This is a genomic window from Sphingobacterium sp. UDSM-2020 (genome assembly GCF_016132525.1).
GTDB lineage: Bacteria > Bacteroidota > Bacteroidia > Sphingobacteriales > Sphingobacteriaceae > Sphingobacterium > Sphingobacterium anhuiense.
This window is the reverse complement of record NZ_CP066166.1, coordinates 237,175-251,912: the sequence shown is the minus strand read 5'-3', so window position 1 is coordinate 251,912 and position 14,738 is coordinate 237,175. Positions and strand designations below refer to the sequence as shown.

The window sequence follows — 14,738 nt, the reverse complement described above, 5'->3', positions numbered from 1 at the left end:
TTATTTTAATGCCTGATAGGCGATTAAAGCTGCTATATAAGCTAAGCCTGTCATAAATCCTACTTGAATTAAAGTCCATTTCCAAGATGCTGTTTCTTTTTTTACAATTGCTATTGTACTCATACATTGCATTGCGAAAGCATAAAATAGTAGAAGGGAAACACCTGAAGCAAGATTATAGGCAGGTAAACCTGTATTTCTGTTTACCTCAGCTCTCATTTTACTTAAGATTGTTCTTTTAGAAGCATCATCTTCAATATCTGCATCATCACCAATGCTATAAACTGTAGCCATTGTTCCAACAAAGACCTCACGCGCTGCAAATGATGATATCAAGCCAATTCCCATTTTCCAATCATACCCCAATGGTTCTACAATAGGCTCAATTACCATGCCCAGATATCCTAAATAGGAGTGTTCCACCTTATAAGAAGATATTTCATGATCGAGATCTTCTTGCGATAGCGACGGATTATTCTGCGTTACAATTTCTTCTGCATTTTTAAATTTATCACCAGGACCAAAACTTCCAAGCGCCCAAAGTATGACAGATATGGCTAAGATGATTTTACCTGCGCCAAAAACGAAACTGGATGATTTGTCCCAAACATTTAAAAATAAATTTTTCCAGTCCGGGAATTTATAAGTTGGTAATTCGAAAATTAAGAAAGATTTATGTTTGGTCTTAATAATTTTATTCAATAACCATGCTGAACCAAGAGCCGCTAAAATGCCCAAAATATAAAGCGCAAATAAGATAATACCCTGAATATTGAACCCAAGAAATTTAGTGTCAGGAATGACTAAACCAATGATTACAATGTAAATTGGTAATCGTGCAGAACAGGTCATAAACGGTGTTACTAACATCGTTACCAGACGTTCTTTACTATTTTCAATGTTTCGTGCAGACATTACAGCAGGAACAGCACAAGCGACACCTGAGATCAATGGAATGACTGATTTACCATTAAGTCCAAAAGGTCTTAACCAACGGTCCATTAAGAATACTACACGGCTCATATAGCCTGTTTCTTCCATCAATGATATAAAAATATATAAGATCACAATTTGGGGAACAAAAATAACGATACCGCCAATTCCCTTAATAATACCATTGGATAATAGATCTGGAAGTGGTCCTGCTGGTAAGACACTCTGCACATAAGCCGCTAAATCGGCAAATTGCGTATCAATGAAATCCATGGCTGGTCCAGACCAGTTATAAATACCCTGGAATATCAAAAACAGCACCCCAAAGAAAATCAGATAACCTAAAATAGGGTGTAGTAAGATTTTATCAATACCATTCGTAACACTTTTCGAATCGATATCTTTTGATACGATTGTACTTAATGCATGTTCTAAATTCTTATTACGCTGAATGGATTCTTCTTTTTGTAATACCTGTGGAGTTAGATTATGCTGTTTTCTAATACTTTCTAGAGCATTATTTTTTTCCTCCGATAGAAATTCTACGTTACCTTTTGCTAAATACTGCCATGTATTGTACTCGTGTTCCAGAGGGAATAGTTTTTTTGCTTCCTCAACAGGTGTAACATATTGTGCGGGAATACTAAAGTTTCCAATATATAGTGGTGGAATTGAATCAAAAGCTTTGATCAATTTGTCAATCCCCTCACCATTACGTGCATTTGTTAAAAAAACTTTAGTCTTTAATAGGGACTCCAATTTTGGAATATCAATTTGAATACCTTTTGTCGTTGCTTCATCAATCATATTGATGACAAAAATGGCCGGTAATCCAAGCTCTCGCGCTTGTTGATAGAGAATAATTGATCTCTTTAAGTTGGACGGTTCACCGACAACAACAATTAAATTTGGTTTAAGCTTGTGTTGTTGATCGACAAGTATATTGAATACAACTTCTTCATCCAAAGAGTTTGGAAATAAGGTGTAAGTACCGGGTAAATCAATGATTTTATATGTTTTATTGTTTGCCGTTAACGAGCCTTCGCGTTTCTCAACGGTGATACCGGGATAATTTCCAACTTTCTGATTGAGTTTCGTAATACGATTAAACAGCGATGTTTTACCCACATTTGGATTCCCCAAAAGTGCAATAATAGGATTGTTCATTTATTTTGGATCGATAATGATTACTTTGGCTTCAGACTTTCTGATAGCAATCAATGAGTTACTAGCAATTATATTTAGACAGATTGGACCGTTTAAAGGGGCAATATGTTTGACTTCAATTTCGGTTCCGGGAAGGAATCCCATTTCATAAAATTTAGCGGGAATGTCATTCGAATTCAAATCAACTATTATAGCTTTTTGTCCCTTTTTAAGCTTGTCTAAACTAGATTTATCGCGCATTATTTCTCTTAATATGTAATTTTCAAATATATGAATTTTATCTGATTTAGAATGATTCTAATGTAATTCTTATGCATTTATGATAAATATGTGATATATTTAAATTATGAAAATTGATGAAGCCATACAAGTGAAAAAATTTAGTACGGAGTGGCAACGAGCCACTGTTAACCTATTGTACACAAGTAATTGGGTAACTGCAGTTTTGGAGAAGAGGGCAGAACAAAAGCAAATTACATTACGTCAATTCAATGTGCTACGGATATTGCGGGGACAATTTCCGAAACCGGTTACTAATAATTTGATAAAATCTAGAATGCTGACGAATACGCCTGATATTTCGAGGTTGATAGACCGATTGGTTCTAAAAGGACTAGTCGATCGCTGTAAGTCAAATGAAGATAAACGTGCAGTCAACTTATTAATAACAGAATTAGGGCTTAAAATCCTCGAAGAACTAGAACAAGAAATGCTTCTGAGTGATATTCTCCCGAATCATCTATCGGAAGCTGAATGTACCCAATTAAATGAACTCTTGGATAAATTTCGAGGAAGTTTAGAACCTGAAACCAAAACTAATTAGTGATCATGATGGTCATGGCTGTGGTCATGACCATCATGATTGATCTCTTGTGTATCCTCCGAAGAAGAATGGCTGTGACCGTGGCCATCAAATAAAAAATTCATCAAAGCAATTGCAACACCGACAAATACGGCTATCATTTTCTTTTTATTGAATTTATGATGATCTGCTGAGCCAGATTCAAATAATATTGTTGTCGATATGTGTAGGAATATACCGATGACAACAGCCATTATTTTATCAAAATACTGTTGAATATTACCAATTTCACCGGTACTTATTGCTTTACTGAAAGAAAATCCCAGAGGTGTCATCGCAGCAAAAACAATTAACAGTGTCGTAATACTCTTTTTAGAAAGATGTGTACTGATCAATAAACTTCCTAATGCAAATGCAGCAGGTATATGGTGGATTGCTATTCCAAAAACCAGCTCTGTTTGATGGGTAGCAGCTAAAGGCATCCCTTCCAAAAATGCATGTAAACATAAACTGATCATAATTCCCATAGGAAAAGCATGATGATGGCCTTCTTCATGATGAAGATGTCCATGTTCGATTCCTTGCGAGAACTGTTCTAGCACCAGTTGGAATAAGAATCCTCCTAATACATATATTCCTAAAATTTCTGCATCTGTAGTACGTGTCTGATAGACATGCGGTATTAAATGCAGTACCGTGATGGCAAACAGATAGGCACCACTAAATGATAGAATTAATTTAAGTAAATTCGTATTGTTTCTTTTTACAAAGAACACTGCTAAACCACTTGCTAATGCAGAGAAAAAAAGAATACTTACTAAGATGATTGCGCTCATTTCGCTATAACGGGATTAAAGAATTCTGGTTTTAGTTTCTTAAAGATATATCCGGTTGCCATACCGATCAGTATCCCTAAAATTGCTCCACATAAGATATCAAACGGATAGTGAACACCCACGTATATCTGTGAAACAGAAATTAATGTTGCCCATGTGATACATAACCACATCGCATGCTTCCATTTTCTTCTGAATAATGCGATCCAGAAAAATGCTAAAGCAAAATGATTGGTGGCATGAGAAGAGGTAAAGCTAAATCCTGAACCACATCTCACACGGATATTGACCTCTTCTTTAAATACGATATCATTGCAAGGACGAACCCGTTTAACTGATTTCTTGATAAAGTGAGAAGAGACTGCATCAGAAGCTCCGAATGTAGCTAATGTCATAACAACAATCAGGATGCCCGTTTTACCATATGTTTTAATAAAGAAAATAACTAAAAAGAGGTATAAAGGAGCCCAAGTATATGGATTTCTTAAAATTGGAAGTAGCCAGTCAAATACCGGATTACTTAATCCCTGATTAATGGCTAAAAAAATTTCTTGATCAATATGTACTATTTGGTCAATCATGTTGCTGTATTAAAGTGAAATTATTTGATAACAGTTCTTCGTGATCTGAATCCAAATGTATAAATAATTTCAATTTGATGCGGATATATATGTAAAAGAAACAATGTTGCAACAAAAGTATGTTAATTATTTCAGAAAAGGAAACGCTTTATTATAAATATTTGGACTATTGTTTTATTTTTACGGAATAAACGTAATTTAACATGACTTTAATTAAATCAATATCTGGTATTAGAGGTACCATTGGTGGTCGTTCTGGAGAAGGGTTGACACCTATCGATATCGTGAAGTTCACGGCAGCTTATGGTAAGATCATTGTGAATCAGACTGGAATTAACAAGATTGTTGTTGGTCGTGATGCACGAGTTTCCGGTGAAATGGTCAGTAATTTGGTTATTGGTACTTTACAGAGTATTGGTGTAGATGTGATTGATTTAGGCTTATCCACAACTCCTACAGTTGAGATTGCGGTTCCTAAAGAAAATGCTGGTGGCGGCATCATCCTAACAGCGTCTCATAATCCAGGTCAATGGAATGCTTTAAAATTATTAAATGCTAAAGGTGAATTTATCAATGACGCCGAAGGTAAGCAAGTACTGGCATTAGGTGAAAGCTTAGATTTTGATTTTTCAGAATTCGAAGATTTGGGAACAGTTCATAAAGACACAAGCTACATGCAGAAACATATTGATGATGTTTTAGCGTTGGATCTGGTAGATGTAGAAGCTGTTAAAAATGCAAATTTCAAAATTGCAGTGGATGCCGTTAATAGCACAGGAGGTTTGTTCATTCCTGCTTTGTTAGAAGCACTAGGAGTAGAAACAATTTATAAAATTCATTGTGAGCCTGATGGTAAATTTCAACATAACCCGGAACCGCTAAAAGAAAATCTTACAGATCTTTCTAAGGCAGTATTGGAAAATGGAGCTGATTTAGGTATTGCAGTAGATCCTGATGTTGACCGTTTGGTTTTCATGATGGAAGATGGTGATTTATTTGGTGAAGAATATACCTTGGTAGCAGTATCAGATTATATTTTGCAACATACAAAAGGAAATACAGTTTCTAATTTATCTTCAACAAGAGCATTGCGCGATGTAACTGTTAAACATGGAGGTCAATATTTTGCGGCCGCAGTTGGTGAAGTGAATGTAGTGACAAAAATGAAAGAAGTTAATGCCGTTATCGGTGGTGAGGGTAATGGCGGTGTAATTTACCCGGCATCACACTACGGTCGCGATTCACTGGTTGGTGTAGCCATATTTTTAACACATTTAGCAAAGTTGGGTAAAAAGGTATCTGCATATAGAGCCGAATTGCCACAATATTTTATGTCTAAGAATAAAATCACATTAACTCCAGAATTGGACATTGATGATCTTTTAGCAAAAATGGAAGCAAAATATAAGCATGAAGAGCATTCAACTATTGATGGATTGAAGATTGATTTTGAAAATGAGTGGGTTCACTTACGCAAATCAAATACAGAGCCGATTATTCGTATCTATTCTGAAGGTCCTACAGCTGAAGCCGCAGAAGCAATTGCACAAAAAATAATAGCTGAGATCGAAGAAATTATTAAGTAATCACTAGCAAACTAGAGAGAGCCTAAATATTTAGGCTCTCTTTTTTATTGATTTTAGAGTACGTTATTTTAGAAAATCTTTCAGATCTAAATTACTACCATAAAGTGCCAATATGTCTCCCTCTTGAATTACTGTTTTTGGGTTCGGTATTCCTTGAAGCACAGTGGCAACCATTCTATTTGTTCCGAAAATATTTCTTTGCTCTGTCTTCTTCAAAATGGTAAGAACCAAAATATTGAACTTTTCTCTAAATCCAATCTCCAGTAGATTTTTCCCAACATATTTATTGGGTACAACTGCCTCTATAATGCTATAATTGTCATTCAGTTCAAAAGACTCTAATAACCCATTAAGACAAAGTTTTTTTGACCATCGTTCGGCAGTTTCTTGCTCCGGGTGTACAATTTCGTTTACACCAATAGCTAGTAGAACCTTTTCATGTAGCGAATTGATTGCCCTACTGATCAACCGTTTTACAAAGTGGTTTTTACATAAAGCAGTAGCCATAATGTTGGCACCTTCATTTTCACCTATTGCTACAATAACTGTATCTGTGTTTTTAAGCGGAAGACTCATAAATGCTGCCTCATCTGTAGCATCAATACATATAGTATGCGTAATCTTGTCTTTGAGCATATTTACTTTTTCCATACGGTTGTCCACGCCCATAACTTCATTTCCTTGAGCTGTTAATTTCTCAGCGAGGGAAGCCCCAAAACTACCTAGCCCTATTACGATAAATTTCATATTTTATATTATAGTCATTTCTTCCGTTGGATAACGGTAATTAGTAAATTTAATTTTTTTGAATAGTGATACCAATATTGACAGCATTGTTACCCGTCCAATAAACATGATGATGATAATAACCAATTTACTCCCTGTACTGAGGTCTTCAGTAATACCGAGTGTTAAACCTACTGTACTGTAAGCAGAAAAACATTCAAATGCAATATCAAGTAAACTCATTTTTGGGTCAAAAGTTGTTATTAAAAATACGCCCAAGCCAATGACCAATAAAGATAACGTCATTGCGGCAAATGCTCTTCGGATAGTACGTTCAGAGATTTCGCGTTTAAAAACCTCTATATGTTCTTTTCCTTTCGCAAGTGAAATAAAGTTAAAAATAGCCAATGAAAAAGTGCTCGTCTTGATACCACCACCTGTTGAATTTGGTGAGGCTCCGATCCACATTAACAAGATGATCAGTATAGTTGAAGAAAAGTGCAATTCATGAAAATTAATAGAATTATATCCCGCAGTTCGTGGAGTGGTAGCCGTAAAAAGAGCAGTAATGAATTTGCCTATTCCTTCATGTGAAGCAAGGGTATTATGATACTCCTTGAAAAAAAGTATAATTGTTGCAATAACAATAAGGGAAAATGTGGTGATCAGGTTAACTTTACTATTAATACTGAGAACTCGGGCTGTATAGTTATCCTGTTTTCTTTTTGTCAGCCGCATCATCAATCTATTTGCTATATGTTTAAAGTATTTAAGCACATTGATCACTATCGGAAACCCTAGTCCTCCAAAAACAAATAATAATATGATGATCAACTGTAAATTATAATTATTTACATAAGTTTCTTCCATCAGTCCATTTGGCAGTGTTGAAAAACCAGCATTACAAAAAGAAGAGATCGCATGAAAGACTGCGAAAAATATTCGTTCTTCCCAATTGGGGATTAATTTAGCATTAAGTGATAAGTAGATCATCAATGCACCAAATGCTTCTACGATCAATGTAATGAGTAAAATGCGCTTTAACATGATAAAAACTTCACCTACTTTTTCCGCATTCATATAATCTTTAGTTGCCAGCTGGTGTTCATAACTGGAGCCCCCCTTAAAGAAATAGCTAAAGTAACTCGAAAAGGTTAATATACCAAGACCACCGGCTTGAATAAGTATCATGATTACCGTCTGACCAAATAAAGTAAAATGAGTATTTGTGTTTACAACAACCAAACCCGTTACGCATACAGCACTCGTTGATGTAAATAATGCATCAACAATCGAGAGGTCTTTATTTAAAGAGATAGGTAGTTGAAGTAATATTGTTCCTAACAATATCAATAACATAAAACTAAGAATAAATAGTTGTGTTGGACTTATTGAGGATCTATTAAACTGTAAATACTTCATTTCATAAATTTGGTGAAAATGCTGAGCAAATTTAAAAAAATTAGGCTAAATGCATATTATTTTCTGTTTAATAAAAAAATCAAGTTGGATAATTTTTTATTAAATAGTATTGTTATTTTAAATATCTCTAATGTTTAGATATTGTAGTATCTTGTCATCGTCTAGATCTATTTTTAGAATTTAGTCACAAACATAAAAAGATTATAATTTGAGCAAGCTAAATGATTTTTTAAATCTGCATCAGGGAGAGGATCAAAAGGAAAAAGTATTAGAGAATGTGATCGCCAATATTTCATTTCGCGGCGCGAATTTATGGATATTAGCTTGTGCTATTGTAATTGCCTCTGTGGGCTTGAATGTCAATTCCACTGCTGTTATTATAGGTGCTATGTTAATATCGCCACTTATGGGACCTATAGTCGGAGCCGGTTTTGCTTTAGGAACTTACGATTTTGGATTATTAAAAAAATCTCTAAAAAATCTCTTGATTGCCACACTGGTCAGTTTATTTGTTTCCTTTTTATATTTTTCACTAAGTCCTTTTAAAGAGGCCCAATCGGAATTATTAGCCCGAACATCACCAAATATATATGATGTGCTGATCGCATTTTTTGGAGGTATGGTTGGTGTGATAGCCATCACTCGAGTGGAGAAGGGTAATCCCATCCCTGGTGTAGCTATAGCTACGGCATTAATGCCGCCGCTCTGCACCGCAGGTTATGGCTTAGCCATTGGAAGCCTGTCTTATTTCGGAGGTGCTATGTATCTCTATATGATCAATTGCTTCTTTATTTGTATATCGACTTTTCTTATTGTCAAATTTTTGAAATACCCAAGCGTAAGCTTTTTAAATGAAGGAAAGAAAAAGCGCATCACAAGGACGATTACTCTATTAATTCTAGTGATGATTGTACCGAGTTTTTATTTAGCATATGCTTTACTGCAGGAGAAAAAATTCACGCAGCAAGTGAATAAGTTTATTCAAAATGAACTTGTACAAAATGGGTATACTCTGATTTACGAAAAAACTAAGTTTAATCAAAACCCTAAAAAAATCGAATTAGCTTTTTTGGATAAGAAATTTTCAAAATCTGAGTTGATTGATTTGAAAAGTAAACTCTTGCTATATAATATCGATAATACAGAATTGTTTATTCGTCAGGATAGTACTGATTTAAAGCGGGATATCTTGGCAGAAATCAGTAGACGTTCAGAAAATGTGTCTGAAAAAGATATTGCTATTCAAAATCTTCGAAAGGAACTGATCACATATAAGTTTGATGATCAGGAGTTAATTAAAGAAATTACAACATTATTTCCAACGCTAACACCTTTTTCTATAGGAAAGCAATTAACAGTAAACACAGTAGATAGTACCAAGATGGAAACGGTTTTGTTCTACAGTGGGAAAGAAAAAATGGACAATAAAGAACTTTCTAAGCTGAGAGATTGGTTGAATATTAAGCTTGCTGGATCTGATATCAAGATTTTGAAAGGTGAATAGCAAAAAACGGAATGGTTAAGAATTAATTTAAACCATTCCGTTTTTTGCTATTTGTAATAGAATTCGAAGTATTTCTATCAATAACGTTCGGATTAAAATAATTGATATTCTTCTTTTCTCAATCTGTTAGTTATTTAGCAGATTGATTATACATATTAACCTTGATCTTTTAAATTACTACCTATGAATATTGCATTTTTCTCATCAGATGATAGGGATAAAAATCGTTCATACTGTTTCAGTACATCACTAATGATTTCATTTTTAGTAAAATACTGAATGTCATACCCCTCGCGTTCGTCACCAAAATAAGTCATGGGTACATGTGTTTTCATTGTACCAATATCGGGTGCGTTTTCTTCCTTACGTAAAAAGTCTGATATTTTTTCGAGTTGACTTTTTACGCCATATCGAAAATCAGTCATAGCATCGTGCTTGATTTCGATTTCAACAGATGATGGGCTTTCAGATTTTAAATTTACAGTAGCAATTATCCCTTTAGATCCAAACTCTTCAGCAAGTTCCTGAAAAGCAGGAAACACTGTGTTTTTTAAGTATGCATCTGTTGTATTTCGATCTTTGTAGGACAGAATACGTCCTAAGCGCTCTTTCCAATATTCACCTGACCAATTGTTTGTGGAGTGTGAAAATTCACGTGCATGATATTCAGTGTCTATGGTGAGTGCTTGCATGAGACAGTAACAAAACAATAACATAATAATAGAAAAGGGAAGTGCTGTGATCAAAGTCATTGTTTGCAAAGATTTTAGTCCCCCAGCATTTAAAAGTACCAAAGCAAGTATGGCCAATAACACTCCCCAGAATATAAATTGCCATTTAGGCGATTTTGAGGCATTGTTTGTAGAAATACTGTTCATCACATATATTCCAGAATCGGCTGATGTTACAAAGAAGATGAAAATTATAAAAATGGAAAGTATATTTGTTAGCTGTTGTAGCGGGAAGAATTCAAAAAATTTGAAAAGAAGTACATCAGTATTAGCAACTATGGCGCTAAGAGCACCATGAGCTTGGTGTTGATCCATCCATATGGCACTATTCCCGAATATAGTCATCCACATAAAGTTAAATACTGAAGGTATGATGAGCACAGCACTGATAAATTCCCTTATTGTCCTTCCTTTGGATATTTTAGCAATAAATAAACCTACATATGGAGACCAGGAGATCCACCAGGCCCAATAGAGTATAGTCCAGTTGAAGAACCATTGCTGACGCTCGGGTTCATGTGCATGGGTATTAAATGTGAGATGAAAAAAGGCATTGATATATTCACCTAAACCTTCAGAAAATGTTCCCAACAAAAAAGTAGTCGGACCTAAAATAAGAACAAATAACATCAGGGCCAATGCCGCTATTATGTTAATTTGACTTAATATTTTAACACCTTTTGTTACTCCAGATGTAGCCGAAAGAATGGCGATGGTCATGATGACGATGACGATGATAACCTGATACATAAAATTACTTTCTGGAATTATTCCCAGATGTACTAAGCCGGCACTGAGCTGCACCACACCAAAACCCAATGTGGTTGTAATACCAAAGAAAGTGCTGCACAAAGCAAACATATCAACAATATCGCCAGCGCGACCTTGTATTTTGTCTTTTAGTATCGGATAAAAACAACTTCTTAATGATAAGGGTAGTTTATACCGATACGTGAAATAAGCGAGTGAAAGTCCTACGACGCCATATATTGCCCAGGCATGTATACCCCAATGGAAAAATGTGTATAATTGAGCGTCTTTAGCACGTGCAGTGGACGTTAGTCCAGCTACCGAGGGATCTGTGTAGTGGGACATCGGTTCAGCGACACTGAAGTACATTAGTCCAATACCCATTCCTGCCGCAAATAACATGGATATCCATGAGAAAAAAGAGAACTCAGGTTTCGTGTCATTGGCACCTAATCTTATGCTTCCATATTTACTGAATATTAGAAAAAGTAGGAAGAGTACAAAAATAGTCACAACCATGACATAGAGCCAGTTCATATTTTCAAATAAAAAAGTTTTTAGGATATTCAGGTAGTAATTTGCTCTCACCGGAAAAAAGCAAGATAAAAAAGTAATACCAAATATAAAGATGAGACTGGGGAAAATAATACCAGAAACAAAGCTGCTCTTTAGCTTTATGAGATTAGTTAATTTCATAAAAGTTTAATTTTAAGATTCATCGCTATAGGATTATGTATTTGAAATAAAATGTTTTTAAATCGTCTTTTTTTTTAATATTAAGTGCTATTAGTAGGGCATTTCTTCTTATTAAGAAATCATAATACTAGAACGGAATCACTCCAAATATGTTTTCATTCTTTTTCAGAATTTATAAAATTGATCTTTTGCGAAGCAGAATTTTTTTAAAAATAGATATCACAAACGAATTGAATATTTTTTAGCTCCCAGATTAAAGAAATGCTATCGTATATTCCAGTGCTTTAACATTGATGGCACATGTTGGTGATTTAGATGCGTCCGAATATCATCAGATGCAGGCAGTTCAAATACTTCTAGGTCAAAAGATTTAATAGCCGCAAATAAATGATCAAAAATATCAGACATCGTATCCTCAAAAAATGACCATTGTGTTCCTTTAGTAAACATATACAATTCCAAAGGAAGTCCATATTCATTTGGCGCCAGCTGACGCACTAATAGGGTTAGATCCTGGTGAATATCTGGATTTTGTATTGCATAGGCTTTAATATATGCCCTGAATAAACCAATATTTGTCATTCTTCTCCCATTTACAAGAACTTTGGGATCAATTTTGTTTTTTGTATTATATTCTTTTATTTCTCTTTCTCTTTTTTCAATAAAAGGTGTTAAAAGTGCAATTTTTTTAAGTTCCTGAATTTCTTCATCGCTGAGATACCTAATGGTGGATATTTTGATATAAATAGATCTTTTAATTCTTCTTCCTCCGCTTTCTTGCATACCTCTATAGTTTTTGAAGGAATCGCTCAGCAAGGTATATGTCGGTATGGTAACAATTGTCTTATCCCAGTTCTGCACGCGTACATTGTTTAGATTTATTTGGAGTATATCCCCATCAACACCATATTTAGGCATTTCTATCCAATCTCCAACACGTACCGAATCATTAGCAGAGACCTGTATACTTGCTACAAAACCAAGAATGGTATCCTTAAATACCAGCATCAAAATAGCAGAGGCAGCTCCTAGTGAAACAAGAAATGACCACGGAGAATTTCCTGTAAGTACAGAAACAATAAGAGTCCCAACTAAAAATATCAAAAATATCTGTAGCACCTGAATGTAACTGTCAACAGGTTTATCTATAAAACCTTTAGATGAACGAAGTATATCTCTTACAGTTTTTAACAGCGCATTAGCCACACCATAGATTGCGAAGATCATCAAAATACCAAGAAGTTTCGTTAGTATGTCAATAAAAGATGGGAAGCCTATAAAGATGTTGGGTAGAAATTGCTGCGCAATTGCGATCAATATAAAACGGCTTAAGTGAATCTGAACTTTATTTTGAAGTAATTTATCATCCCAATTAGTTTTACTTTTTTTAATAAGCCGCGTAACGATTGAATTGAAAAAGAAACGTAGAAAATAATCTAATAACAGTAAGAAGATAAAGGTTACAATAATGAGAAAAGTGGCACTTAAAATATGTGCTGTCTTGTCGTGTAATCCTATTGTTTCAGCAAGGTTAAATGTCCAGTGGTAGATTGAACTTGTTGTCTGTCCGTGAATGTTAATACTATTTGATTTTTGCATATTAACAAACAAATGTACAAAAAAATAAATAGAAGGATTTTTGAGCTCTTCTAAAAAATCTCATTTTTTAGGTAAAAGTGGAATAAATGAGTATGCAGATTTTGTTATGATGACAGATTCGATCGTAGGACGCGTTATGGCCGAATTGAAGAAACAAGGGATTGAGAAGAACACACTCATCATTTTTACGAGTGATAATGGTTTTGCTCCAGCGGCAGGTTTAAAAGAATTGGAAAATTTTGGATATCATCCAAGTTATCAATACAGAGGAACCAAATACGATATATTTGAGGGCGGACATCGAGTTCCTTTCATTATGAAGTGGCCAGCAGTTATAACAGGTCGCAGCATAAGAAATCAAACCATTAGTCTTGCCGATTTTATGGCGACATGTGCAGAGATAGTCGGTACACCATTGCAGGATAACGAAGGCGAAGATAGTTACAGTATGTACCCTTTGATGAAAGAAGTGTCCCAAGGTGAATATAAAAGAAAGGATATTATTCATCACTCTGGAGAGGGTATTTTTTCAATCAGAAAGGGTAGATGGAAAATGGTTTTTGGAGCAGGTTCCGGTGGATGGAGTTATCCAACAACAAAAGATTTAATAAAACAAAATTTACCCCAAATACAATTATATGATTTAGATAGAGACATTTCAGAAACACATAATGTTGTGGATTTATATCCTTTGGTGGTTAAAGAACTGACCGCTTTGATGGGTAAATATATTGATGAGGGGAGAACCACTTCAGGAAGTTTACAGGCGAATGATGTCCCTGTTCAACTGACTAAGTAAAATATGATCTTACTTTTCGTACTCTCTAAGGTGAGTTAAATCGAATAGAGAGTCTTTTATTACATTTCCCAAGAAGACACTAATCACCAACTTTATAATATTGGTAATATTATTATTTATTCTCCTATTAAAGATGATGACATGTGAAAAATGTGTTTTTTGAGATAATAACTTTTTACGAGTTTAACGAAGGATAATAATGATACAAACAAATTTAAAATAAATTGGTATCTCTAAATAAGATGTTTTTATTGATATTTTGTTAATTATTTTTTTACAATAATGCCAAAATTAAAGTAATTTCTATACTTTAGTTGTATAAACCATTATGTTATGATTGATAAAAAAGTTTTTGTGTGCGACGATAATCAAAGCATAGTTGAAATCATAGAGAATGTGCTGCTTGACTTTTCTGATATAGAAGTAATAACTGAGACCGACAGTTTACATGCAATACTAAATATGGAACAAGAAAAACCTGACATTGGACTTGCAAATAAAATCGGCAGTACTAGTTAAGCAGTTTTTTTAAGATTTTGTTTTTTGTTATTGAATTGCTCTATGGTAAGGTTTCCTAGTGCAGAATGTCGACGCTGTCTATTGTAC

At 34.5% G+C, this 14,738-nt stretch carries 13 protein-coding genes; 5 read left to right on the top strand and 8 right to left on the bottom strand.

What is annotated here, in order from left to right; genetic code table 11:
- Positions 1 to 2,100, bottom strand: a complete 2,100-nt coding sequence (feoB, locus tag JAZ75_RS01070; protein WP_208699794.1) for a ferrous iron transport protein B — start codon at positions 2,098 to 2,100, stop codon at positions 1 to 3.
- Positions 2,101 to 2,340, bottom strand: a complete 240-nt coding sequence (locus JAZ75_RS01065) for a ferrous iron transport protein A (RefSeq protein ID WP_021191175.1) — start codon at positions 2,338 to 2,340, stop codon at positions 2,101 to 2,103.
- 106 nt (positions 2,341 to 2,446) lie between these two features.
- Between JAZ75_RS01065 and JAZ75_RS01060 the strand changes: the two genes are divergently transcribed.
- Positions 2,447 to 2,923: a MarR family winged helix-turn-helix transcriptional regulator gene (locus JAZ75_RS01060; RefSeq protein ID WP_021191174.1), complete on the top strand. Its 477-nt coding sequence runs from the start codon at positions 2,447 to 2,449 to the stop codon at positions 2,921 to 2,923.
- Here the strand turns inward: JAZ75_RS01060 and JAZ75_RS01055 are convergent.
- Both JAZ75_RS01055 and JAZ75_RS01050 read right to left on the bottom strand, forming a co-directional pair.
- Positions 2,920 to 3,738, bottom strand: coding sequence for a ZIP family metal transporter (locus JAZ75_RS01055; RefSeq protein WP_132772670.1), 819 nt, complete (start codon positions 3,736 to 3,738; stop codon positions 2,920 to 2,922). The two genes, JAZ75_RS01060 and JAZ75_RS01055, sit on opposite strands and share 4 nt — an antisense overlap.
- Complete coding sequence (locus JAZ75_RS01050; RefSeq protein WP_208699792.1) at positions 3,735 to 4,319, bottom strand: phosphatase PAP2 family protein; 585 nt, start codon at positions 4,317 to 4,319, stop codon at positions 3,735 to 3,737. The genes JAZ75_RS01055 and JAZ75_RS01050 overlap by 4 nt, the downstream gene beginning before the upstream one ends.
- Before the next feature lie 203 nt (positions 4,320 to 4,522).
- Here JAZ75_RS01050 and glmM point away from each other — a divergent pair, with 203 nt between their 5' ends.
- Positions 4,523 to 5,905 carry a phosphoglucosamine mutase gene (gene glmM, locus JAZ75_RS01045; RefSeq protein ID WP_021191171.1) on the top strand — a complete coding sequence of 461 codons (1,383 nt, stop codon included), beginning with the start codon at positions 4,523 to 4,525 and terminating at the stop codon, positions 5,903 to 5,905.
- Between the two features lie 63 nt (positions 5,906 to 5,968).
- Here the strand turns inward: glmM and JAZ75_RS01040 are convergent, their stop codons facing one another.
- Together JAZ75_RS01040 and JAZ75_RS01035 are read right to left on the bottom strand one after the other, a co-directional pair.
- On the bottom strand, positions 5,969 to 6,652 hold the full coding sequence (locus tag JAZ75_RS01040; protein WP_208699790.1) for a potassium channel family protein: 684 nt from the start codon (positions 6,650 to 6,652) through the stop codon (positions 5,969 to 5,971).
- A 3-nt stretch (positions 6,653 to 6,655) separates the two neighbouring features.
- Entirely contained in the window at positions 6,656 to 8,053 is a 1,398-nt protein-coding gene (locus JAZ75_RS01035; RefSeq protein ID WP_346599801.1) for a TrkH family potassium uptake protein, read from the bottom strand.
- A gap of 208 nt (positions 8,054 to 8,261) precedes the next feature.
- Here JAZ75_RS01035 and JAZ75_RS01030 point away from each other — a divergent pair, with 208 nt between their 5' ends.
- Positions 8,262 to 9,557, top strand: a complete 1,296-nt coding sequence (locus tag JAZ75_RS01030) for a DUF389 domain-containing protein (RefSeq protein WP_208699786.1) — start codon at positions 8,262 to 8,264, stop codon at positions 9,555 to 9,557.
- Positions 9,558 to 9,712: 155 nt separating this feature from the next.
- On the opposite strand, the gene JAZ75_RS01025 is transcribed toward JAZ75_RS01030, so the two are convergent.
- Together JAZ75_RS01025 and JAZ75_RS01020 are read right to left on the bottom strand one after the other, a co-directional pair.
- Positions 9,713 to 11,734: a BCCT family transporter gene (locus tag JAZ75_RS01025; protein ID WP_208699784.1), complete on the bottom strand. Its 2,022-nt coding sequence runs from the start codon at positions 11,732 to 11,734 to the stop codon at positions 9,713 to 9,715.
- Between the two features lie 264 nt (positions 11,735 to 11,998).
- The gene (locus JAZ75_RS01020) at positions 11,999 to 13,333 is read right to left on the bottom strand and encodes a mechanosensitive ion channel family protein (RefSeq protein WP_208699782.1); all 1,335 of its coding nucleotides are present in this window, start codon (positions 13,331 to 13,333) and stop codon (positions 11,999 to 12,001) included.
- 40 nt (positions 13,334 to 13,373) lie between these two features.
- Here JAZ75_RS01020 and JAZ75_RS01015 point away from each other — a divergent pair, with 40 nt between their 5' ends.
- Both JAZ75_RS01015 and JAZ75_RS01010 read left to right on the top strand, forming a co-directional pair.
- Entirely contained in the window at positions 13,374 to 14,132 is a 759-nt protein-coding gene (locus tag JAZ75_RS01015; RefSeq protein WP_208699780.1) for a sulfatase-like hydrolase/transferase, read from the top strand.
- 333 nt (positions 14,133 to 14,465) lie between these two features.
- Complete coding sequence (locus JAZ75_RS01010) at positions 14,466 to 14,651, top strand: hypothetical protein (protein WP_208699779.1); 186 nt, start codon at positions 14,466 to 14,468, stop codon at positions 14,649 to 14,651.
- The last annotated feature ends 87 nt before the right edge of the window (positions 14,652 to 14,738 follow it).

Coding starts and splice junctions, on each gene's coding strand:
- JAZ75_RS01025 (WP_208699784.1), bottom strand. CDS start 11,734: ATGAAATTAACTAATCTCATAAAGCTAAAGAGCAGCTTTGTTTCTGGT.
- JAZ75_RS01055 (WP_132772670.1), bottom strand. CDS start 3,738: ATGAGCGCAATCATCTTAGTAAGTATTCTTTTTTTCTCTGCATTAGCA.
- JAZ75_RS01020 (WP_208699782.1), bottom strand. CDS start 13,333: ATGCAAAAATCAAATAGTATTAACATTCACGGACAGACAACAAGTTCA.
- glmM (WP_021191171.1), top strand. CDS start 4,523: ATGACTTTAATTAAATCAATATCTGGTATTAGAGGTACCATTGGTGGT.
- JAZ75_RS01040 (WP_208699790.1), bottom strand. CDS start 6,652: ATGAAATTTATCGTAATAGGGCTAGGTAGTTTTGGGGCTTCCCTCGCT.
- JAZ75_RS01050 (WP_208699792.1), bottom strand. CDS start 4,319: ATGATTGACCAAATAGTACATATTGATCAAGAAATTTTTTTAGCCATT.
- feoB (WP_208699794.1), bottom strand. CDS start 2,100: ATGAACAATCCTATTATTGCACTTTTGGGGAATCCAAATGTGGGTAAA.
- JAZ75_RS01065 (WP_021191175.1), bottom strand. CDS start 2,340: ATGCGCGATAAATCTAGTTTAGACAAGCTTAAAAAGGGACAAAAAGCT.
- JAZ75_RS01060 (WP_021191174.1), top strand. CDS start 2,447: ATGAAAATTGATGAAGCCATACAAGTGAAAAAATTTAGTACGGAGTGG.
- JAZ75_RS01035 (WP_346599801.1), bottom strand. CDS start 8,053: ATGAAGTATTTACAGTTTAATAGATCCTCAATAAGTCCAACACAACTA.
- JAZ75_RS01010 (WP_208699779.1), top strand. CDS start 14,466: ATGATTGATAAAAAAGTTTTTGTGTGCGACGATAATCAAAGCATAGTT.